This is a genomic window from Pseudoduganella aquatica (assembly GCF_009857595.1).
GTDB classification, from domain to species: Bacteria; Pseudomonadota; Gammaproteobacteria; order Burkholderiales; family Burkholderiaceae_D; genus Rugamonas; species Rugamonas aquatica_A.
On the sequence record NZ_WWCU01000007.1, the window covers coordinates 91444 to 110981 of the forward strand.

Below are 19538 nucleotides of genomic sequence, written 5' to 3' on the forward strand. Positions count from 1 at the left end.
TGGGCGGTTTTTTGACGATATGATAAGTTACCTGGACTATAGATTTCCACGGTAATCATCATGAAGTTCCCCTCCGCGCCACGCCTGCCGGGCAAGCTGCGCTCCAGCCTGTCGGTGCTGCCCCTGGTCCTGGTAGGCCTGCTCAGCGTGCTGCTGTTCGGCGGCCTGGTCGGCCTTGGCGCCGGCGTGTTCGCCCTGGTGCTGGCTGCCCCGGTCCTGCTGTTCGGGCTGCTCCTGTTCACCAATTCCTTTTCCAGTTTCCGCTTCGGCGGCGAAGGCGTGTTCTGGCTGATGCTGGGCCTGACCTTGCTGACCGCGCTGGCCGACACGGTGTCGCCGCTGCGCACCCGCGGCGTGATGTCCATCGTGCTGATCCCGCTCGCCATCTACGCCTTGCGCGGCCTGTTTATTTTTGCCGGCAACTCCTGGCTCGGCAAGCTGATGGTGCTGGTGTTCGGCCTGTTCTTCGCGCTCGGCGCGGCCAGTTCCATCAGCGCCGGCCGCATCCACTGGCATCCCTTTTTCTACCAGATCGGCTACGACCTGAAGCTGCCCATCATGCTGCTGCTGGGCTTTAGCGTCACGCTGGGCGAGCGCGGCGAGCAGCGCTTCTGGCTGGTGGTCAAGCTGGTGCTGGTGCTGTGCCTGGCCGCGCTGGCCGTCGAGTTCGCCGCGCCGTCGGTGCACCACCTGATCGCGCGCAACGCAGGCGGCGGCCAGAACGGCAACCCGCTGCTGCCTGGCCTGCACCTGGCCACCGGGCCCTTCGTTCACCCCAGCGTGCTGGCCTCGGTCGGTTCGCTCTTTTTGTGCTGCGTGTTTGTGCGCCGCCTGTGCGGGCAGGGCAGCTCGGTGGGCAACTACGCGCTGCTGTGCGGCTTCATGCTGGTGCTGATGCTGGCCGGCGAGCGCCAGGAAATCTTCGACGCGCTGGCGGCCTGCGCCATCCTGCTGTTCACGGCGAAAATGAAGCCGCGCATCAGCGCGGTGCTGCTGGCGGTGGCGGCCGTGCTGCTCCTGCTGGGCGCCATGATGCTGGTGCTGGGGCCGGTGCACCGCGCCGAACTGGGATTGCAGTGGGGCTTGCTGCCGTCCTACCAGGCGCTGGCCAATCCGCGCACCGTGCTGTACATGGACGGTTTCCACCTGGCCAACACCTACTTCCCCCTGGGCACCGGCTTCGGCAAATTCGGCGGCGACGCCGCCCGCCTGTACGACCGCTCCGTGTATGAAATGCTGGGCTACAGCACGCGCTACTGGTGGTACCGGCAGGACCTGTACCTGCTCGACACCTACTGGCCCAACCTGTTCGGCGAGACCGGCTGGCTGGGCGGCGGCGCGGTCTTCCTGTTCGGCGGCGTGATGACCTTGTTCGCCCTGCAGCGTGCGTGGACGGTGCAGCACGTGCGCGAGCGCCTGCTGTGGCGCCTGGCCTTCGTCGGCCACTTCCTGGCCTTCACCGGCTCGCTGACGGCGCCGATTTACGGCGACCCCAACACCGTGGCCATCCCCTTCATGTTCTTTGGCATGGCCTTCGCCTACTCGCTGCAGCTGCGCCGCGCCGAAGCGGCCGCGCGCGCCAAGAACGGCGAGGGCAGCGAGGGCGGCCGCGCGCCGGGCCACGCGCTGCGTCCGGCGGGCGCGGCCACACCGTGGGCCGCTTGATGACGCGGTATTGGATGATGCGGTGTTTGAGGGAGGCGGGCGCAGGCGGCGCCCGGGGCAGGGTGGGAGCTTAGCGGTACCAGACCAGTTTTTCGTACTGGTGCACCAGCAGGATGCCCCAGCAGCGCGGGCTGCTCAGCAGCAGTTTGGCCAGGGCGAACCAGCGCTTGCCGTGCACGGCGGGCTTGAGCCGCGCCTTGGCGTCCAGGCCGCCGATCAGCCAGCCGCGCAGGCGCGCGGCCAGCCGGGTGCCCGGCGTCCAGCGCGCGCCGTACTGCTGCACCATGTCGCGCTGCAGCCGCAGCGGCGACACCGTGTCGGTCTTGGTCTGGCTGAAATTCTTTTCCGCCAGGCGCATGGTGTAGCGGTAGCCCGCGAAGGGCAGCAGCCCGGCGCGCGCGCCGGCCATCACCGCGTCCACCAGCAGCCGCCAGTCCTCGCCGAAACGCAGCGCCGGCTGGTAGCGCAGGCCGTGCTGGTTCAGCCAGGCGCGCCGGAACAGCGGCTTGGCCCAGCCCAGCGGCGCGCGCTGGCCCGGCAGATCCCACAGCAGCAGGTCGCGCATGGCGATGCGGTGCGGCTGGCGCACCCACGGCCAGCTGGCCGCCACCACCTTGTCCTGCGCCGCGTTGTACAGCGCCAGGCGGTCGCACAGCAGGTCGTACTGGCCCGATTCCATGTACGGCATAAAGCTGGCCAGCCTGTCCTCGGCCCAGGCGTCGTCCGCGTCCAGCAGCGCTATCCATTCGCCGCGCGCGGCGTCGAAGCCCGCGTTGCGCGCCACCGCCGGGCCGCCGTTGCGCGGCTGTTCGATCAGGCGGATGCGTTCGTCGGCCAGCGCCCAGCGCCGCACCAGCTCGCGCGTCTCGTCGCGCGAACAGTCGTCCACCACCAGCACCTCCCAGTCGCGGAAGGTCTGGTTTTGCACGGAGCGCAGCGCCGTCTCCAGGCAGGCGGCGGCGTTATAGGCGGGGATCACGATGCTGATTTTCATGCTCTGATTCTAGCATGGTGATTTGTTAAACTTGCTTGAAACATATCTTCTATCGTGCGCACCGAGCACTGTAGATTTGTCATGCATTGCTGCTATGATTCCTCCACATACTTTCATTTTAGTCATTAATTTTCCATGAGTTTAGCAAGCACTGCGTCGTCCCGCCGGCGCCGCATCCTGATGGTCGGCACCGGCCTGCAGGCCCATGGCGGCATCACGGCCGTGATCCGCTCCTACCTGGAGGTGGGCCTGTTCGAGCAGTGGGGCGTGCGCTATGTGTCCACCTACGAAGGCAAGGGCAAGCTGACCCAGCTGCGCACCATCGCGTCCGCGCTGTGCCGCATCACCGGCTTGCTGGCGGCGCGCCGCGTGGACGTGGTCCATGTGCACAGCGCCTCGCGCGGCAGCTTCTGGCGCAAGTCGCTGGTGGCGGCGCTGGCCTTCGTGTTCCGCGTGCCCTATGTGTTCCATCTGCACAGCGGAGAATTTCCCGACTTTTACGCGCATGGCTGCGGCCCGCTGGCGCGCGCCTGGGTGCGTCTGGTGCTGCGCCGCGCCGCCCGCGTGGTGGTGGTGGCGCCGCGCTGGCGCGCCGACGTGCTGCGCATCGAGCCGGCCGCGCGCGTGGCCGTGGTCGGCAATCCGGTGCGCGTGCCGCCGCTGCTGGCGCCGCTGCGCCCTGAGCGCGCGGACGGCGCGGCCACGGTGCTCTTCCTGGGCCGCCTGCATGAAAAGAAAGGCATCTTCGACCTGGTGCGCGCCATGCCGGCCGTGCTGTCCGTGCTGCCTGCCACCACCTTTGTGTTTGCCGGCGACGGCGAGACCGAGGCCATCCGCGCGCTGGCCACGGAACAGGGTGTGGCGCACGCGCTGCGCCTGCCCGGCTGGGTCGACGGCGCCGCCAAGCAGCAGCATCTGGAGCAGGCGGACCTGTTCGTGCTGCCCACGTATTTCGAGGCGCTGGGCGTGGCGCTGCTGGAGGCCATGGCCTGCGGCGTGCCCGTGATCGCCACGCCGGTGGGCGGCATTCCCGATTTTATCGACGACGGCGTGGAGGCGCTGCTGGTGCCGCCCGGACCGGGGACGGCGCTCGCCGCCGCCATCGTCGCGGCATTGCAGGACAGGGCGCTGCGCAGCCGCTTGCGCGAGCAGGCCTTTGCGCGTGTGGCCCGCGAGTATGCCTTCGACGCCGTGCTGGGCCAGCTGCGCGCGATTTACGCCGAGCTGGGCGTGCCGCTCGGCCCGGCCACTGTGGCCCCGGCTGCCGCGCGCACAGCCTGACTCAGCCGTGCGCCTGCAAATGCTGCACTGCGATTAATATGTTGTCTCTTTGATCTGTTTTTAGGAATGATATGGCTATGATTTACCTGGTCGCCGGCGCGCGGCCGAACTTCATGAAAATCGCGCCCATCGTGCGCGCGCTGCAGGCGCACGGCGGGCTGTCGTTCAAGATCATCCACACCGGCCAGCACTACGACCGGGAGATGAACGACGTCTTCTTCGAAGAGCTCGGCATTCCCCAGCCCGACCTGTTCATGGCCGCCGGCGGCGGCAGCCACGCCCAGCAAACCGCCAAGATCATGCTGGCCTTCGAGGAATTGTGCATTGCACAGCGCCCGGACGCCGTGCTGGTGGTGGGCGATGTCAATTCCACGCTGGCGTGCTCCATCGTCGCCAAGAAGCTGACCATTCCGGTGGCCCACGTGGAAGCGGGCCTGCGCAGCGGCGACATGAGCATGCCGGAGGAGATCAACCGCCTGGTCACCGACAGCATCAGCGACTGGTTCTTCGTCACCGAGCCCAGCGCGGTGGACCACCTGCGCCGCGAGGGCAAGCCGGAGGCGGCCGTGCACTACGTTGGCCACGTGATGGTGGACAACGTGCTGTTCCAGGCCGACAAGCTGGCCGCCAGTGGCGCGGTTGCCCACCTTGGCCTGGAAAGCGCCGCCATCAAGGCCGGCCTGGGCCTGGCGCCGGGCCAGCGCTACGGCGTGGTGACCCTGCACCGCCCCAGCAACGTCGACGATCCGGCCATGCTGGCCCAGCTGGCCGGCGCGCTGCGCGACATCGCGCGCGGGCTGCCGCTGGTGTTCCCGGTGCATCCGCGCACCCGCGCCAACCTGGAAAAATTCGATATCAGCCTGGGACCGGACATCACCCTGGTCGGCCCGCAAGGCTATATGGCCTTCCTCGACCTGTGGAAGGACGCCGCGCTGGTGCTTACCGACAGCGGCGGCCTGCAGGAGGAAACCACGGCGCTGGGCGTGCCCTGCATCACGCTGCGCGAGAACACCGAGCGCCCGGTGACGGTGGAAGAGGGCACCAATGTGCTGGCCGGAACCGTGCCGCAGGCCATTACCGCAGCGGCGGAGCAAATCCTGCGCGGCGAAGGCAAGCAGGGCCGCCGCCCGCACCTGTGGGACGGCAAGGCCGCCGAGCGCATCGTGGATGTGCTGGTGCAGGAATTGAAAAAAGAGCGCACGAAATGAGCGAACGCATAAACATGATGGGCTGCCAGGTCGATAATCTGACCATGGAAGAGACCCTGCAAACCATAGACGGCTTTATCCAGACCGGCCGGCCGCACCAGCACGTGGTGGTCAACGTGGACAAGCTGGTCAAGGCCGCGCACGACGCCGAGCTGCGCCGCATCATCAACGACTGCGCACTGGTGAATGTGGACGGCATGCCGGTGGTGTGGGCCTCGCGCCTGCTGGGCAAGCCGCTCAAGGAGCGCGTGGCCGGCGTGGACCTGTTCGAAGCGCTGATGCAGCGCTCGTCCAAGACCGGCTGGCGGGTGTTCCTGCTGGGCGCGCGCGAGGAAGTGGTGTCCGAGGTGAAGCGGCAGTACGAAATCAAATACCCGGGCCTGACCGTGTGCGGCTACCGCAACGGCTACTGGAAGCCGGAAGAAGAAGCCGGCGTGGTCGAGCAGATCCGCGAGGCCAGGGCGGACCTGCTGTTCGTGGCCATCAGCTCGCCGAAAAAAGAGCATTTCCTGGGCCAGTACCAGGCCCATATGAAAATCCCGTTCGCCATGGGCGTGGGCGGCACCTTCGACGTGGCGGTCGGCCGCGTCAAGCGCGCCCCGCTGTGGATGCAAAAGTCCGGACTGGAATGGTTTTACCGTTTTCTGCAGGAGCCGCGCCGCATGTTCCGGCGCTATTTTATCGAGGACATGGCCTTTGTCTGGCTGTTCCTGAAGGAAGCGGCGCGCCGCTGATCCCAACAAGAGGAAGAAAAAAATGACGACAGTTGCAGTGATTGGCCTGGGCTATGTTGGCCTGCCCCTGGTGATCGAGTTCGGCAAGCACGGCCGCACCATCGGTTTCGATATTTCGCAGGCCAAGGTGGACGCCTGCCGCCACGGCACCGACCCCTCGCGCGAACTGAGCGACGAGCAGATGGCCGCCTCCGTGCACGCCGAATACACCGCCGACCCGGCCATGCTGGCCGAGGCCGACATCATCGTGGTGGCCGTGCCGACCCCGGTGGACAACGCCCACAACCCCGACTTCACGCCGCTGGTGGGCGCCAGCAAGAGCGTGGGCAAGCACATGAAGGACGGCGCCATCGTGGTCTACGAGTCCACCGTGTATCCGGGCGCGACCGAGGAAGTGTGCATCCCGGTGCTGGAGCAGGCCTCCGGCAAGAAATGGAGGGAAGGCTTCAACGTCGGCTACTCGCCCGAGCGCATCAACCCGGGCGACAAGCACCACACCCTGACCACCATCCTCAAAGTGGTGGCGGGCGACACGCCGGAGACGCTGGAGCAGGTGGCCCAGCTGTACGAGCGCATCGTGGTGCCCGGCGTGCACCGCTGCACCAGCATTAAGGCGGCCGAGGCCTGCAAGGTCATCGAGAACACCCAGCGCGACCTGAATATTGCGCTGATGAACGAGCTGGCCATCATCTTCGACAAGATCGGCATCGACACCTCCGAAGTGCTGCAGGCGGCCGGCACCAAGTGGAACTTCCTCAAGTTCAGCCCGGGCCTGGTGGGCGGCCACTGCATCGGCGTCGACCCCTACTACCTGACGCACAAGGCCGAGCAGCTGGGCTACAACCCGCAGGTGATACTGGCCGGGCGCCGCATCAACGACGGCATGGGCAAATACATCGCCGAGCAGACCGTCAAGAACATGATCGCGGCCGGCAGCTACATCAAGGGCGCGCGCGTCAACGTGCTGGGCCTGACCTTCAAGGAAAACTGCGCCGACCTGCGCAACTCCAAGGTGGGCGACGTCATCAACGAGCTGCGCGACTTCGGCATCGAAGTGTTCGTGCACGACCCCTACGCCGACGCCGACGAGGCCATGCACGAGTATGGCGTGCGCCTGTACGGCTGGGACGACCTGCCGCGCGCGGACGCGGTGGTGGCGGCGGTCTCGCACGCCGAGCTGCTGGCGCGGCCGGTCGAGGACATCCAGAAAAAACTCATCAAGGGCGGCTGCTTTATCGACGTCAAAGCGGCGTTCGACAGCGCCGCGCTGAAAGACGCCGGGCTGTGCGTCTGGCGCCTGTAATTACACAAGGGGCCGGTTTCGGCCCCTTTTTAAATCAAGGAGTGCATGCATGAAAGCGATGATATTGGCAGCCGGCAAAGGCACGCGCGTACGGCCCCTGACGTATGACCTCCCCAAGCCCATGATCCCCATCCTGGGCAAGCCCGTGATGGCCTACCTGGTCGAGCACCTGGCCCGCTACGGCATCACGGAAATCATGGTCAACGTCAGTTATCTGCACGAGAAGATCGAGGAATATTTCGGCGAAGGCCACCAGTTCGGCGTGCAGATCGGCTATTCCTTCGAGGGCTACACCAACAACGAGGGCGAAGTCGTGCCCGAACCGCTGGGCTCGGCGGGCGGCATCAAGAAGATCCAGGAATTCGGCGGCTTCTTCGACGACACCACCATCGTGCTGTGCGGCGACGCCATTATCGACCTGGACATCAAATCGGCGCTGTTCGAGCACCGCCGCAAGGGCGCGCTGGCTTCCGTCATCACGCGCGAAGTGCCGTGGGACAAAGTGCCCAGCTACGGCGTGGTGGTGACGGACGCGGACGGCCGCATCCGCGCCTTCCAGGAGAAACCGAAGCAGGAGGAGGCGCTGTCCAATTTCGCCAGCACCGGCATCTACATCTTCGAGCCGGAAGTGATCGACCTGATCCCCACCGACCGTCCCTTCGACATCGGCTCCGAGCTGTTTCCCCTGCTGGCCGAGAAGGGCCTGCCGTTCTACGCCCAGCAGCGCAAATTCAACTGGATCGACATCGGCAGCGTGAAAGACTACTGGGAAGTGCTGCAAAGCGTGCTGCTGGGCGAGGTGGAAAACATGAAAGTGCCCGGCATCCAGGTCGACGAAGGCCTGTGGGTCGGCCTCAACACCAGCATAGACTGGAGCGGCGGCACCAAGATAGAAGGACCGGTCTACATCGGCTCCGGCGCCAGGGTGGAAGCGGGCGCCCACATCATCGGACCGACGTGGATAGGCCACGGCAGCCACGTTTGCAGCGGCGCGGAGGTGGTGCGAAGCGTGTTGTTCGAATATACTCGCGTGTTACCGGATGTTACCTTAGAAGAATTAATTGTCTTTAAGGACTATAGTGTCGACCGAGCTGGTGAAATGAAACACGTTTCAGAATATGAAACGGGTGAATGGGCAAATGCCCGCGACCGCCGTCGCCGCCGCAGGCAAGAAGAATTACTCTACAAATAATTGGACCATCACCGCATGAAAATTTATCCCGTCATTCTGTCCGGCGGCGCCGGTACCCGTTTGTGGCCGCTGTCGCGCGCCGTGCTGCCGAAGCAGTTGCTGCCGCTGGTTGCCGACAAGACCATGCTGCAGGAAACCGCGCTGCGCGTGGCCGGCCGCGCCGCCACCAGCGCCGAACTGATGCCGCCGCTGGTCGTGTGCGGCAATGAGCACCGCTTCCTGGTGGCTGAACAGATGCGCGAAATCGGTGTCAAGCCGCTGGGCATCCTGCTCGAGCCGGTCGGCCGCAACACCGCGCCGGCCGTGGCCGCAGCAGCCCACTACCTGAAGGCCATCGACGCCGACGCCATCATGCTGGTGCTGCCGGCCGACCACGTCATCAACGACGTGGACGCCTTCCACCAAGCCGTGGAGCGCGCGCTGGTGATGGTCAAGGACGGCTCCCTGGCCACTTTCGGCATTGTGCCGACCGCGCCGGAAACCGGCTACGGCTACATCCAGAGCGGCGCCGGCGCAGGCGCCGAGCAATGCTTCAAGGTGGACCGCTTTGTTGAAAAGCCGAACCGCGAAACCGCCGAAGGCTTCGTCGCCGCCGGCAACTACTACTGGAACAGCGGCATGTTCCTGTTCCGCGCCGACGCCTACATCGCCGAACTGGCGAAATTCCAGCCCGAAATCGCCGCCGCCGCCGAAGCTGCCGTGCTCAAGGACTACCGCGACCTGGACTTCTGCCGCCTGGACGAGGCCGCCTTCACCGCCTGCCCGTCCGACTCCATCGACTACGCCGTGATGGAGAAGACCCAGCACGCCGTGGTGGTGCCGGCCGACATAGGCTGGAACGACGTCGGTTCCTGGTCTGCGCTGCACGACGTGCTGCCCAAGGATGCCAACGGCAACGTGACCCGCGGCGACGTCTACCTGGACGGCGTGCAGGGCACGCTGGTGCGCGCCGAGAGCCGCATCGTGGCCGTGGTGGGTGTGAAGGACCTGGTCGTGGTGGAAACCAACGACGCCGTGCTGGTAGCCCACAAGGACCAGGTGCAGCGCGTCAAGCAGATCGTCGACCACCTGAAGACCAAGGACCGCACCGAGCACCTGCACCACACCAAGGTTTACCGTCCGTGGGGCTGCTATGAAGGCATCGACATCGGCGAGCGCTTCCAGGTCAAGCGCATCACGGTCAATCCGGGCGGCAAGCTGTCGCTGCAGATGCACCACCACCGCGCCGAACACTGGATCGTGGTCAGCGGCACCGCCCGCGTCACCTGCGGCGACAAGGTCACGCTGCTGACGGAAAACGAATCGACGTACATCCCTATCGGCATGAACCACCGCCTGGAAAACCCGGGCAAACTGCCGCTGCACCTGATCGAAGTGCAGTCCGGCAGCTACCTGGGCGAGGACGACATCGTGCGCTTCGAGGACGTGTACCAGCGCGCCTGATACGCCTCCTGAAAGCCCATGAAAAAACCCCGCACGCTTCGCAGCGTGCGGGGTTTTTTTGTGCCTGAACGTGAGTTACAGCACGTCGCTGGCGTGGTCCGCCAGGCGCGAGCGTTCGCCGCGCGCCAGGGTCACGTGGCCGCTGTGCGACCAGCCTTTGAAGCGGTCCACCACATAGGTCAGGCCGCTCGAACCTTCGGTCAGGTAAGGCGTGTCGATCTGTGCGATGTTGCCCAGGCACAGAATCTTGGTGCCGGGACCGGCGCGCGTCACCAGGGTCTTGACCTGCTTCGGCGTCAGGTTCTGCGCCTCGTCGATGATCAGGAACTTGTTGACGAAGGTGCGGCCGCGCATGAAGTTGAGCGACTTGATCTTGATGCGCGAGCGTATCAGGTCCTGCGTCGCCGCGCGGCCCCATTCGCCGCCGTCGCTGTCGGACTTGTTCAGCACTTCCAGGTTGTCGTCGAAAGCGCCCATCCACGGCGACATCTTCTCTTCCTCGGTGCCCGGCAGGAAACCGATGTCTTCGCCCACCGGCACCGTGACACGGGTGACGATGATCTCGTTGTACAGCTTGGTCTCCAGCACCTGCGCCAGGCCGGCGGCCAGGGCCAGCAGGGTCTTGCCGGTACCGGCCTGGCCCAGCAGGGTGACGAAGTCGCACTCCGGATTCATCAGCAGGTTCAGCGCGAAGTTCTGCTCGCGGTTGCGCGCGGTCACGCCCCACACGCTGTTCTTGTTGTGAGAGTAGTCGCGCAGGGTTTGCAGCACGGCGGTTTTGCCGTTGATCTGCTTGACCTGGCCGTAGAACGGCGCCTCGCCGCTGGCCGGCTCCAGGAACACGAACTGGTTCACCAGCAGCGTCGGGATGACGGGGCCGGTCACGCGGTAGAACGTGGCGCTCTGGCCGTTCTTGTTCTCCTGCCAGGATTCCATGTCCTTGCCGTGCTTGTTCCAGAAGTCGTCCGGCAGCTGCACGATGCCCGAGTACAGCAGGTCGGTGTCTTCCAGCACGTGGTCGTTGAAGTAGTCCTCGGCCGGCAGGCCCAGCGCGCGCGCCTTGATGCGCATATTGATGTCTTTGGACACCAGCACCACGGCGCGGCCCGGCTGCTCATCTTCCAGCGAACGCACCACGCCCAGGATCTGGTTGTCGGCCTTGCCTTGCGGCAGGCTGGACGGCAGTTCGGCGATCTGCAGCTTGGTCTGGAAGAACAAGCGGCCCTTGGCGTCCTTGTTGCCCAGCTTGGACAGCGGAATGCCGTTCTCGATGGCGTCGTCGTCGGTGCTGCCGACCAGCGCGTCCAGCGTGCGCGAGACCTGGCGTGCGTTGCGCGCCACCTCGGTCATGCCTTTCTTGTGGTTGTCCAGCTCCTCCAGCGTCATCATCGGCAGGTAGACGTCGTGCTCCTCGAAGCGGAACAGCGAGGACGGATCGTGCATCAGCACATTGGTGTCGAGCACGAACAGCTTGGTGCTGCCTTCCTGGTCGGCATGGCGGCTGGTGGACGACTTGAGCACCACTTCCACCGGCTTGTGCTTGGCTGGATGCGGCGCTTCGGCCAGCACCGGCGCGCTCTTGCCGCGCGGCGACTTGGCCTTCGGTGCCGGTGCAACGGCGGGTGCTGGCGCTGCGGCGGGCGCCGGCGCGGCTTTCAGCAGGGCGGCCTTCTTCGCCACCGGCTTGGCGGCGGCGGTCTTGGCCTTGGCGGCCGGTGCGGCGACAGCGATAGGCGCTGCGACCGGTGCGGGTACTGGAACGGCTTTGGCGGCCTTGGCTGCGGGCGCGGCCTTGACCGGGGTTTTCTTCGGTGCGGCGACAGGCGCCAGTTCAACAACAGGCAAAGGCTGGGGACGAACGCCGCTGGCCTTCGGGTAATCTTTTGCGAGCAACAGGGTTGCTGGCTTGGTAGGCAGTTTTGGCAGTGGCATCAGGATCTCGATCTAAAAAATGCTGGAAGGGTCCGCCCATAGGACGCGCCGCGCAGATAGCGGCGCATGGGGTGGATGCTGACGAAAAGGAATATAAGAACTGCCGCGGGCGGGTAGCGCCCGTTGAATGTACCGGTTGGTGGCCGCAGCCACCTGGTACAGTTGGTGGGAGAACTTTGCAGACTCAAAATCTCTATTTTGGTGCGTCGATTGATTGGTGCGTTCTATGATTTCACAAATTCCAGTACTTCATCCACGTGACCGGCAACCTTCACGCCTCTCCATTCTTTCACCAATCGGCCGCTACCGTCAATGACAAACGTACTGCGCTCAATACCGCGCACGGTCTTGCCATACATCTGCTTCATCTTCATGACGCCGAACAGCTGGCAGACAGCCTCGTCCGGGTCGGAAATCAGCTCGAAAGGCAGGCCCAGCTTGGCTTTGAAGTTCTCGTGCGACTTCAGCGAGTCGCGGCTGATGCCCACCACCTCGGCGCCGGCGGCCAGGAATTGCTCGTGCAGGTCGCGGAAGGCCATGTTTTCCGTGGTGCAACCCGGAGTATTGTCCTTGGGATAGAAAAACAGCACGGTATGCTTGGCCGGGCGGCCGGACAGCTGGAAGGTCTTGCCGCTGGTCATGGCGGCGGAAAAATCGGCGACGGTTGCTACGGATGGGCTATCAGCCACAGGTGCTCTCCTGGACGGTGGCGCTGGCGCGTGGACATGCTGGTTGCTGGCAGCGTACCCAGCGGCGCGTAGGTGGGGACGAAAGTTTGTTATTCAAGCTATTTTTCGATGATCAGGGCCAGCGTCACTTTGCGGCCCTCCGCCATCAGGATGTTGTAGGTGCGGCAGGCGGCGTTGGTGTCCATGCACTCCACGCCGATATGCCGGTTCACCAGCGGGGCGCTCAGTTTCGGATGCACAAAGCGCTGGCGCTCGCCGGTGCCCAGTATCACCACGTCCGGCGCGTCGGCCAGCAGCTGCTCGAAATGCTCGGTCGTCAGCTGGTCGAAACTGGCCACCGGCCAGGCGCGCGGCGGCGTTTCCGGCAGCACGACCAGGCTGTAGTCGTAGGGCAGGGCGTTGATTTCTACGCCGCCGGCGAAATAGCCGGTGACAGTCTGGTAGGCCTGGGTGCTGTTGGCGTGGAGCTTCATAATTAAGTCTATGCGTAAGTAACTGTACGTAAAGTGGCGTAAAGGGACGCGATACAGACCGTTATTGTAACGTTTTCCCTTGATCTGCGGCCCGCGAAGGTTGATTTAATGAAGCGCTTTCGGCAGAATGGGTATTTTCGCAATGCACCATTTGCGCGCATCGCCCCATGTGGCGGCCTTCAGGGGCCGGCGACGGGGCCCGTTTTCTCGATAGGATTAGATTTTGCGACCGATTACCAAGTCGAACAAGCTGGCCGAAGTTTGCTATGAAATCCGCGGTCCCGTGCCGGAGAAGGCGCGGCAGATGGAAGAAGAAGGCCACAAGATCACCAAGCTGAACATTGGCAACCTGGCCGTGTTCGGCTTCGACCCGCCGGATGAAATCGTGCATGACATGATGGTCAACCTGCACAACGCGGCCGGCTACACCGACTCCAAGGGCATGTTCGCGCCGCGCAAGGCGGTCATGCATTACACGCAGGGCAAGAACATTCCCGGCGTGGCGATCGACGACATCTACCTGGGCAACGGCGCCTCCGAGCTGATCGTGATGGCCATGAACGCGCTGCTCAACACCGGCGACGAAGTGCTGGTGCCGGCGCCGGACTACCCGCTGTGGACCGCCGCCGTGAGCCTGTCCGGCGGCACGCCCGTGCATTATGTGTGCGACGAGCAGCAGGACTGGTATCCGGACATCGACGACATGCGCCGCAAGATCACCAGCAACACCAAGGCCATCGTCGTCATCAACCCGAACAACCCCACCGGCGCGCTGTACCCGAACGAGGTGCTGCTGCAGATTATCGAACTGGCGCGCCAGCACCAGCTCATCATCTACGCCGACGAGATCTACGACAAGGTGCTGTACGACGAAGCCCAGCACACCTCGATCGCCTCGCTGGCGGACGACGTGCTGATGGTCACCTTCAACGGCCTGTCGAAGAACTACCGCGCCTGCGGCTACCGCGCCGGCTGGATGGTGGTGAGTGGCGAGAAACGCCATGCAAAAGATTACATCGAGGGGCTGAACATGCTGGCCTCGATGCGTTTGTGCGCAAACGCGCCGGGCCAGTTTGCCATCCAGACTGCGCTCGGCGGCTACCAGAGCATACAAGACCTGGTGGGCCCCGGCGGGCGCCTGTTAAAGCAACGCGATCTGGCCTACAAGCTGCTGACCGATATTCCGGGCGTCACTTGCGTCAAGCCGAAAGCCGCGCTGTACATGTTCCCGCGTCTTGATCCGAAGATCTATCCGATCGCGGACGACCAGCAATTCGCCTACGACTTGCTGGCAGAAACCAAAGTACTGATAGTCCAGGGCACCGGATTCAACTGGATTGCGCCCGACCACTTCCGCGTGGTGTTCCTGCCGAACACCGACGACATGACGGAAGCGTTCGGCCGCATCGCGCGCTTTATGGAAGGCTATCGCAAGCGCCACGGCAGCCCCATCTGATCAACACAGCGCCGCGCCGGCGCCGCCGGCCGCGCTGCAAGGAACTCACCAATTATGAAACCCATCAAAGTAGGCCTGTTAGGCGTCGGCAATGTCGGCTCCGGCACGTTCAACGTACTGGAACGCAACCAGGAAGAAATTCGCCGCCGCGCCGGGCGCGGCATTGAAGTGGTGGCCGTCTCGGCCCGCAACCTGGAACGCGCCAAGCAGCGTACTGGCGGCAAAGTGAACGTGGTCGCCAACCCGTTCGACATCGTCAACGACCCGGAAATCGACATCGTCGTTGAGCTGATCGGCGGCTACGACGAAGCCAAGGCCCTGGTGCTGCAAGCCATCGCCAACGGCAAGCACGTGGTCACCGCCAACAAGGCGCTGCTGGCCGTGCACGGCAACGAAATTTTCGCCGCCGCGCAAGCGAAGGGCGTGATGGTGGCGTTCGAAGCGGCCGTGGCCGGCGGCATCCCCATCATCAAATCGCTGCGCGAAGGCCTGACCGCCAACCGCATTGAATGGCTGGCCGGCATCATCAACGGCACCACCAACTTCATCCTGTCCGAGATGCGCGACAAGGGCCTGGACTTCGGCACCGTGCTGAAACAGGCGCAGGAGCTGGGCTACGCCGAAGCCGACCCCACCTTCGACATCGAGGGCGTGGACGCGGCGCACAAGGCCACCATCATGTCGGCCATCGCCTTCGGCATTCCGGTGCAGTTCGACAAGGCGCACGTGGAAGGCATCTCCAAGCTGGACGCAGTGGACATCAAGTACGCCGAGCAGCTGGGCTACCGCATCAAGCTGCTGGGCATCGCCAAGCGCGCCAAGGTCAACGGCACCGAAGGCATCGAGCTGCGCGTGCACCCGACGCTGATCCCGTCCAAGCGCCTGATCGCCAACGTGGAAGGCGCCATGAACGCCGTGCTGGTGCAGGGCGACGCCGTCGGCGCCACGCTGTACTACGGCAAGGGCGCGGGCGCCGAGCCGACCGCCTCGGCCGTGATCGCCGACCTGGTCGACATCACCCGCCTGGCCACGGCCGATCCCGAGCACCGCGTGCCGCACCTGGCCTTCCAGCCGAACGCCATGACCGACATCCAGATCCTGCCGATGTCCGAGATCACCACCAGCTACTACCTGCGCCTGCACGTGGTGGACCAGCCGGGCGTGCTGGCCGACCTGACCCGCATCCTGGCCGACGCCACCATCTCGATCGACGCCATGATGCAGAAGGAACCGGCGGACAACGAGACCCACACCGACATCATCATCCTGACGCACCAGACCCAGGAGAAGAACGTCAACGCCGCCATCGCCAAGATGGAAGCGCTGAGCACGGTGGTGGGCAGCGTGACCCGCATCCGCTTGGAAAACCTGAGCTGACCGGCTCTGGCATGGCGGGTTACGCGGCGACGCCGCTAACCCGCCCTACGGTTCCTGTGCCGATTGCAATTCGTAGGGCGGGTTAGCGCGGCAGCGCGTAACCCGCCAAGCCGCCGCAATAATCAGCAATTCGATCATCCGCCGCCCATGGCCGGTGCTACTCTTGGCGCTCTCACCGGAGCCCGCCTTGAAGCCACTCATCCTCGCCCTGCTTGCCGCCGGCCACGCCAGCGCCGCCACCTGGTACGTTTCCCCCACCGGCAACGACGCCGCCAGCGGCGCCCAGGACGCCCCGTGGCTCACTTTCGCCCGCGCGCAGGACGCCGCCGCCCCCGGCGACACCATCTACTTCCGTGGCGGCCGCTACGCCTACACCGCCGCCGCCACCGCCTGCGCCAGCCGCACCGCCGTAGTGGACGCCGTCACGCTGAACAAAAGCGGCCAGGAAGGCGCGCCCATCCGTTACTGGGCCTATCCCGGCGAAACCCCGGTGTTCGACTTCTCCGCCATCAAGGACGACTGCCGCGTGAAAGGCATCAACGCCTCCGCCAGCTGGCTGCACCTGAAAGGCCTGGAAATCACCGGCGCGCCGCAGCAGCCCGAAAACCGCCTCAACCACGAATCCTGGGGCCTGTGGATCAAGGGCAGCCACAACATCTTCGAACAGCTCAACACCCACCACAACATGGGACCGGGCGTGTTCATCGCGGACGGCAGCCACAACCTGGTGCTCAACAGCGACTCGCACCACAACTACGACCCCTACACCTCCAACGGCGCAGGGCAGAGCGCGGACGGCTTCGGCGCCCACATCAAGCCCAACCAGCCCGGCAACGTGTTCCGCGGCTGCCGCGCCTGGGCCAACACCGACGACGGCTTCGACCTGATCAAAGCCTACTCGCCGGTCACCATAGAAAACTCGTGGGCCTGGCAGCACGGCTACCTGCCGGGCACCAGCACGCCGCTGGCGGCGGGCAACGGCAATGGCATCAAGGCCGGCGGCTACGGCGGCGTGTACGTGGCCAACGGCGTCAAGCACACCGTGCGCTTCTCGGTGGCCTTCAACAACAAGGCCGCCGGCTTCTACGCCAACCACCACCCGCTGGCGATCGACTTCTTCAACAACACCGCCTTCGGCAACGGCGCCGACTACGACATGCGCGGCATCGCCCCCGACGGCGGACCGGCCAGCTTCGGCCTGCTGCGCAACAACATCGGCCGCACCATCCGCAACGCCGCCGGCGCCGACCAGGCCCACAACAGCTGGACCCTGCCGCTCACCGTCGGCGACGCCGACTTCGACAGCGTCTCCGCCGAAGGCTGGGACGCGCCCCGCCAGCCCGACGGCAGCCTGCCCGTGCTGCGCAGCTACCACCCGCGCCCCGGCAGCGCCCTGATCGGCCTGGGTGCTTTTGCGGCCGCCGTGCAAGAAAAAAAATAGCCGGGCTGCGCAAAACGCGGCCCGGCGAAAAGGTCTTACTCTGGGTAGGTACTACAACTACAACTTCAACTGCGGGTGCTACGAAACGGAATTACTTGCTGGCGACGGTCAGTTCGCTTTTTACTTCCTTCACGCCTTCAACGGCGGAAGCGGCCTGGATGGCTTTGGTGCCAATGTCGGTGTTGGCAACCTGGCCGGTCAGCGTGACCACGCCCTGGGCTGCGGTGACGCCCACGCCTTTGTAGTCGCTCAGCGCGGCCTGGACTTTCTTGCTCAGCGCGCCATCGGTGGAATTGGCGGCGGTGCCCACGCCTGCCATGGTGCCTTCTTGCTGCGGCACGGCGTAGGCGGCGGTAATCGAAGCGGCGCTCAGGGCGGCGGCGGCGAGCAGGCGGGTGATCATTTTGGTGTTCGTCATGTTTGCTACTCCATAAAGTTTTAAGGGAACGCCTTGTGACGTTATCCTCTCCATTGCAAGCGGTGTGCCAGCTCTAAAAAGTCCAATGAAATCAAAGGCTTGGCATTTTTGCCAAGATTGACTTGCCGACAGGCAGCAAATTTGTCACATGATTTGTCGTGATACGGCGACACATTCCACGGTGGTTTTCCCAAGTTGTTGAAAACAAAGGGTTTTTTTCTGTCGCCGCCGCACGACAGAAAAAAACACTATGGCCCGCCGCACGGTGATTGGGTAGAGTCTGAACACCAGTCATAGGAGACCGCTCATGCAATTGTCCAACTACAAAACCTCAACCAAGCTGGTGCTGGCATTCATCGCGGTGGCGACGATAGGCGCGCTGCTGGGCGCCTACGCCATCTACAACATGAAGCGCATCAACGACGCCGACACCCGCCTGTACCAGCAGGAATTGATGGGCCTTTCCTACTTCAAGGAAGCCAATGTGGAGCGCCTGAAGGCCGTGGTCGGCCTGCGCGACGCCATCCTCGCCACGTCCCAGGCCGAGCGCGACAGCGCCAACGCCCGCATCGCCGACGGCCGGGCCAAGAGCCAGGCCTTCATCGCGCAGGCCAGCAGCTTGTTTACGACAGAGGAAGGCCGGCGCCAGGTGGCGCAGCTGCAGGACGTCATCAAGACCGACCAGGCCGCCGCCGACGGCCTGATCGCCCGCATCAAGGCCAGCGACATGCACGCCGACAGCGAACTGCAGCAATACATGCGCGCCAACGTGGTCCAGCCCAGCGTGCAGCTGGGCGTGGCCATGACCAAGCTGTCCCAGCTCAAGGAAAGCGAAGCCAAGGCCGTGGCCGAAGCCAATACGGACCTGTACGCCAGCAGCCGCAACGTGACCATCGTTCTGGTGCTGGCCGGGCTGGCGGTGGGCGTGTTCCTCGGCTTCGCCGTCAGCCGCCACGTGACCAATCCGCTGGCGGTGGCGGTCGGCAGCGCGCACCGCATGAGCGAGGGCGACATGACCGTGGCCATGCAGGTGGAAGGCAAGGACGAGACGGCGCAGCTGCTGCAGGCGCTGGAAAACATGCGCGCCAGCCTGCAAGGCATCGTCGCCACGGTGCGCGAGGATGCGGACGGCGTGGCCACCGCCAGCAGCGAGATCGCCCAGGGCAACCTGGACCTGAGCGCGCGCACCGAAAGCCAGGCCAGCGTGCTGGAAGAGACGGCGGCGTCGATGGAGGAAATCAGCTCTGCGGTGAAGCAGAACGCCGACAGCGCGCGGCACGCCAACCAGCTGGCGTCCAACGCGGCCACGGTGGCCGTGCGCGGCGGCGAAGTGGTGGCGCAGGTGGTGTCCACCATGCAGGGCATTAACGACGCCTCGCGCAAGATCGAAGACATTACCGGCGTGATCGACGGCATCGCCTTCCAGACCAACATCCTGGCCCTGAACGCGGCCGTGGAAGCGGCGCGCGCGGGCGAGCAGGGCAGGGGCTTTGCGGTGGTGGCGTCCGAGGTGCGCAACCTCGCGCAGCGCTCGGCGGCGGCGGCCAAGGAAATCAAGGCGCTGATCAGCGATTCAGTGGAGCGTGTGGACCTGGGCGCCAAGCTGGTGGACCAGGCCGGCGCCACCATGACGGAAGTGGTGGCCAGCGTGCAGCGCGTGAGCTCCATCATCGGCGAGATTGCGCTCGCCAGCAGCGAGCAGACCACCGGCGTGGAGCAAGTGAACCAGGCGATTATCGAAATGGACCACGTAACGCAGCAGAACGCCGCGCTGGTGGAGCAGGCGGCGGCCGCCGCCAAGGCCATGCAAGACCAGGCGGCCAGCCTGGCGCAAGCGGTCAGCGTGTTCAAGATCGAAGCCGGCGCCGTGCGCCGGCATGCCCCGGGCCGCGCCCTCGCGCTCAGGTAACTTGCGCCGCCGTCGGGTGGTCA

16 protein-coding genes are annotated in these 19538 nt (G+C 64.8%); 11 read left to right on the forward strand and 5 right to left on the reverse strand.

The annotated features are described in order from the left end of the window. Nucleotides 1-60: 60 nt before the first annotated feature. Complete coding sequence (locus GTP77_RS08875) at nucleotides 61-1665, forward strand: hypothetical protein (protein ID WP_161071812.1); 1605 nt, start codon at nucleotides 61-63, stop codon at nucleotides 1663-1665. A 70-nt stretch (nucleotides 1666-1735) separates the two neighbouring features. Here GTP77_RS08875 and GTP77_RS08880 read toward each other — a convergent pair whose 3' ends face one another. Next, nucleotides 1736-2659, reverse strand: coding sequence for a glycosyltransferase family 2 protein (locus GTP77_RS08880; protein WP_161071813.1), 924 nt, complete (start codon nucleotides 2657-2659; stop codon nucleotides 1736-1738). A 135-nt stretch (nucleotides 2660-2794) separates the two neighbouring features. Here GTP77_RS08880 and GTP77_RS08885 point away from each other — a divergent pair, with 135 nt between their 5' ends. The 6 genes from GTP77_RS08885 (at nucleotide 2795) to GTP77_RS08910 (ending at nucleotide 9820) form a co-directional block, all read left to right on the forward strand. After that, the gene (locus GTP77_RS08885) at nucleotides 2795-3940 is read left to right on the forward strand and encodes a glycosyltransferase family 4 protein (protein ID WP_223149317.1); all 1146 of its coding nucleotides are present in this window, start codon (nucleotides 2795-2797) and stop codon (nucleotides 3938-3940) included. A 71-nt stretch (nucleotides 3941-4011) separates the two neighbouring features. Then, entirely contained in the window at nucleotides 4012-5148 is a 1137-nt protein-coding gene (wecB, locus tag GTP77_RS08890) for a non-hydrolyzing UDP-N-acetylglucosamine 2-epimerase (RefSeq protein ID WP_161071814.1), read from the forward strand. Further along, nucleotides 5145-5882: a WecB/TagA/CpsF family glycosyltransferase gene (locus tag GTP77_RS08895; RefSeq protein WP_161071815.1), complete on the forward strand. Its 738-nt coding sequence runs from the start codon at nucleotides 5145-5147 to the stop codon at nucleotides 5880-5882. The genes wecB and GTP77_RS08895 overlap by 4 nt, the downstream gene beginning before the upstream one ends. Nucleotides 5883-5904: 22 nt before the next feature. Further along, on the forward strand, nucleotides 5905-7185 hold the full coding sequence (locus GTP77_RS08900; protein WP_161071816.1) for a nucleotide sugar dehydrogenase: 1281 nt from the start codon (nucleotides 5905-5907) through the stop codon (nucleotides 7183-7185). A 49-nt stretch (nucleotides 7186-7234) separates the two neighbouring features. Further along, nucleotides 7235-8377: a nucleotidyltransferase family protein gene (locus tag GTP77_RS08905; RefSeq protein WP_161071817.1), complete on the forward strand. Its 1143-nt coding sequence runs from the start codon at nucleotides 7235-7237 to the stop codon at nucleotides 8375-8377. 15 nt (nucleotides 8378-8392) lie between these two features. Beyond that, the gene (locus tag GTP77_RS08910) at nucleotides 8393-9820 is read left to right on the forward strand and encodes a mannose-1-phosphate guanylyltransferase/mannose-6-phosphate isomerase (RefSeq protein ID WP_161071818.1); all 1428 of its coding nucleotides are present in this window, start codon (nucleotides 8393-8395) and stop codon (nucleotides 9818-9820) included. Nucleotides 9821-9895: 75 nt separating this feature from the next. Here GTP77_RS08910 and GTP77_RS08915 read toward each other — a convergent pair whose 3' ends face one another. The 3 genes from GTP77_RS08915 to GTP77_RS08925 form a co-directional block, all read right to left on the reverse strand. Next, entirely contained in the window at nucleotides 9896-11752 is a 1857-nt protein-coding gene (locus tag GTP77_RS08915; RefSeq protein ID WP_161071819.1) for a PhoH family protein, read from the reverse strand. Between the two features lie 224 nt (nucleotides 11753-11976). Continuing rightward, nucleotides 11977-12441: a peroxiredoxin gene (locus GTP77_RS08920; RefSeq protein ID WP_161071820.1), complete on the reverse strand. Its 465-nt coding sequence runs from the start codon at nucleotides 12439-12441 to the stop codon at nucleotides 11977-11979. 98 nt (nucleotides 12442-12539) lie between these two features. Next, entirely contained in the window at nucleotides 12540-12914 is a 375-nt protein-coding gene (locus GTP77_RS08925; RefSeq protein WP_161071821.1) for an Mth938-like domain-containing protein, read from the reverse strand. Between the two features lie 223 nt (nucleotides 12915-13137). Here GTP77_RS08925 and GTP77_RS08930 point away from each other — a divergent pair, with 223 nt between their 5' ends. From GTP77_RS08930 to GTP77_RS08940, 3 genes are all read left to right on the forward strand, one after another. Beyond that, entirely contained in the window at nucleotides 13138-14370 is a 1233-nt protein-coding gene (locus tag GTP77_RS08930) for a pyridoxal phosphate-dependent aminotransferase (RefSeq protein WP_161071822.1), read from the forward strand. Between the two features lie 54 nt (nucleotides 14371-14424). Further along, complete coding sequence (locus GTP77_RS08935) at nucleotides 14425-15747, forward strand: homoserine dehydrogenase (protein ID WP_161071823.1); 1323 nt, start codon at nucleotides 14425-14427, stop codon at nucleotides 15745-15747. Between the two features lie 187 nt (nucleotides 15748-15934). Beyond that, nucleotides 15935-17188, forward strand: a complete 1254-nt coding sequence (locus tag GTP77_RS08940) for a right-handed parallel beta-helix repeat-containing protein (protein ID WP_161071824.1) — start codon at nucleotides 15935-15937, stop codon at nucleotides 17186-17188. A 91-nt stretch (nucleotides 17189-17279) separates the two neighbouring features. Here GTP77_RS08940 and GTP77_RS08945 read toward each other — a convergent pair whose 3' ends face one another. Beyond that, nucleotides 17280-17606: a BON domain-containing protein gene (locus tag GTP77_RS08945; protein WP_161071825.1), complete on the reverse strand. Its 327-nt coding sequence runs from the start codon at nucleotides 17604-17606 to the stop codon at nucleotides 17280-17282. Nucleotides 17607-17913: 307 nt separating this feature from the next. On the opposite strand from GTP77_RS08945, the gene GTP77_RS31040 reads away from it, so the two are divergent. Next, on the forward strand, nucleotides 17914-19515 hold the full coding sequence (locus GTP77_RS31040) for a methyl-accepting chemotaxis protein (protein ID WP_161071826.1): 1602 nt from the start codon (nucleotides 17914-17916) through the stop codon (nucleotides 19513-19515). The last annotated feature ends 23 nt before the right edge of the window (nucleotides 19516-19538 follow it).

Excerpts from the sequence above, each read along its gene's own strand:
- GTP77_RS08875 (WP_161071812.1), top strand. The coding sequence starts at position 61 with ATGAAGTTCCCCTCCGCGCCACGCCTGCCGGGCAAGCTGCGCTCCAGC.
- GTP77_RS08880 (WP_161071813.1), bottom strand. The coding sequence starts at position 2,659 with ATGAAAATCAGCATCGTGATCCCCGCCTATAACGCCGCCGCCTGCCTG.
- GTP77_RS08885 (WP_223149317.1), top strand. The coding sequence starts at position 2,795 with ATGAGTTTAGCAAGCACTGCGTCGTCCCGCCGGCGCCGCATCCTGATG.
- wecB (WP_161071814.1), top strand. The coding sequence starts at position 4,012 with ATGGCTATGATTTACCTGGTCGCCGGCGCGCGGCCGAACTTCATGAAA.
- GTP77_RS08895 (WP_161071815.1), top strand. The coding sequence starts at position 5,145 with ATGAGCGAACGCATAAACATGATGGGCTGCCAGGTCGATAATCTGACC.
- GTP77_RS08900 (WP_161071816.1), top strand. The coding sequence starts at position 5,905 with ATGACGACAGTTGCAGTGATTGGCCTGGGCTATGTTGGCCTGCCCCTG.
- GTP77_RS08905 (WP_161071817.1), top strand. The coding sequence starts at position 7,235 with ATGAAAGCGATGATATTGGCAGCCGGCAAAGGCACGCGCGTACGGCCC.
- GTP77_RS08910 (WP_161071818.1), top strand. The coding sequence starts at position 8,393 with ATGAAAATTTATCCCGTCATTCTGTCCGGCGGCGCCGGTACCCGTTTG.
- GTP77_RS08915 (WP_161071819.1), bottom strand. The coding sequence starts at position 11,752 with ATGCCACTGCCAAAACTGCCTACCAAGCCAGCAACCCTGTTGCTCGCA.
- GTP77_RS08925 (WP_161071821.1), bottom strand. The coding sequence starts at position 12,914 with ATGAAGCTCCACGCCAACAGCACCCAGGCCTACCAGACTGTCACCGGC.
- GTP77_RS08935 (WP_161071823.1), top strand. The coding sequence starts at position 14,425 with ATGAAACCCATCAAAGTAGGCCTGTTAGGCGTCGGCAATGTCGGCTCC.
- GTP77_RS08945 (WP_161071825.1), bottom strand. The coding sequence starts at position 17,606 with ATGACGAACACCAAAATGATCACCCGCCTGCTCGCCGCCGCCGCCCTG.
- GTP77_RS31040 (WP_161071826.1), top strand. The coding sequence starts at position 17,914 with ATGCAATTGTCCAACTACAAAACCTCAACCAAGCTGGTGCTGGCATTC.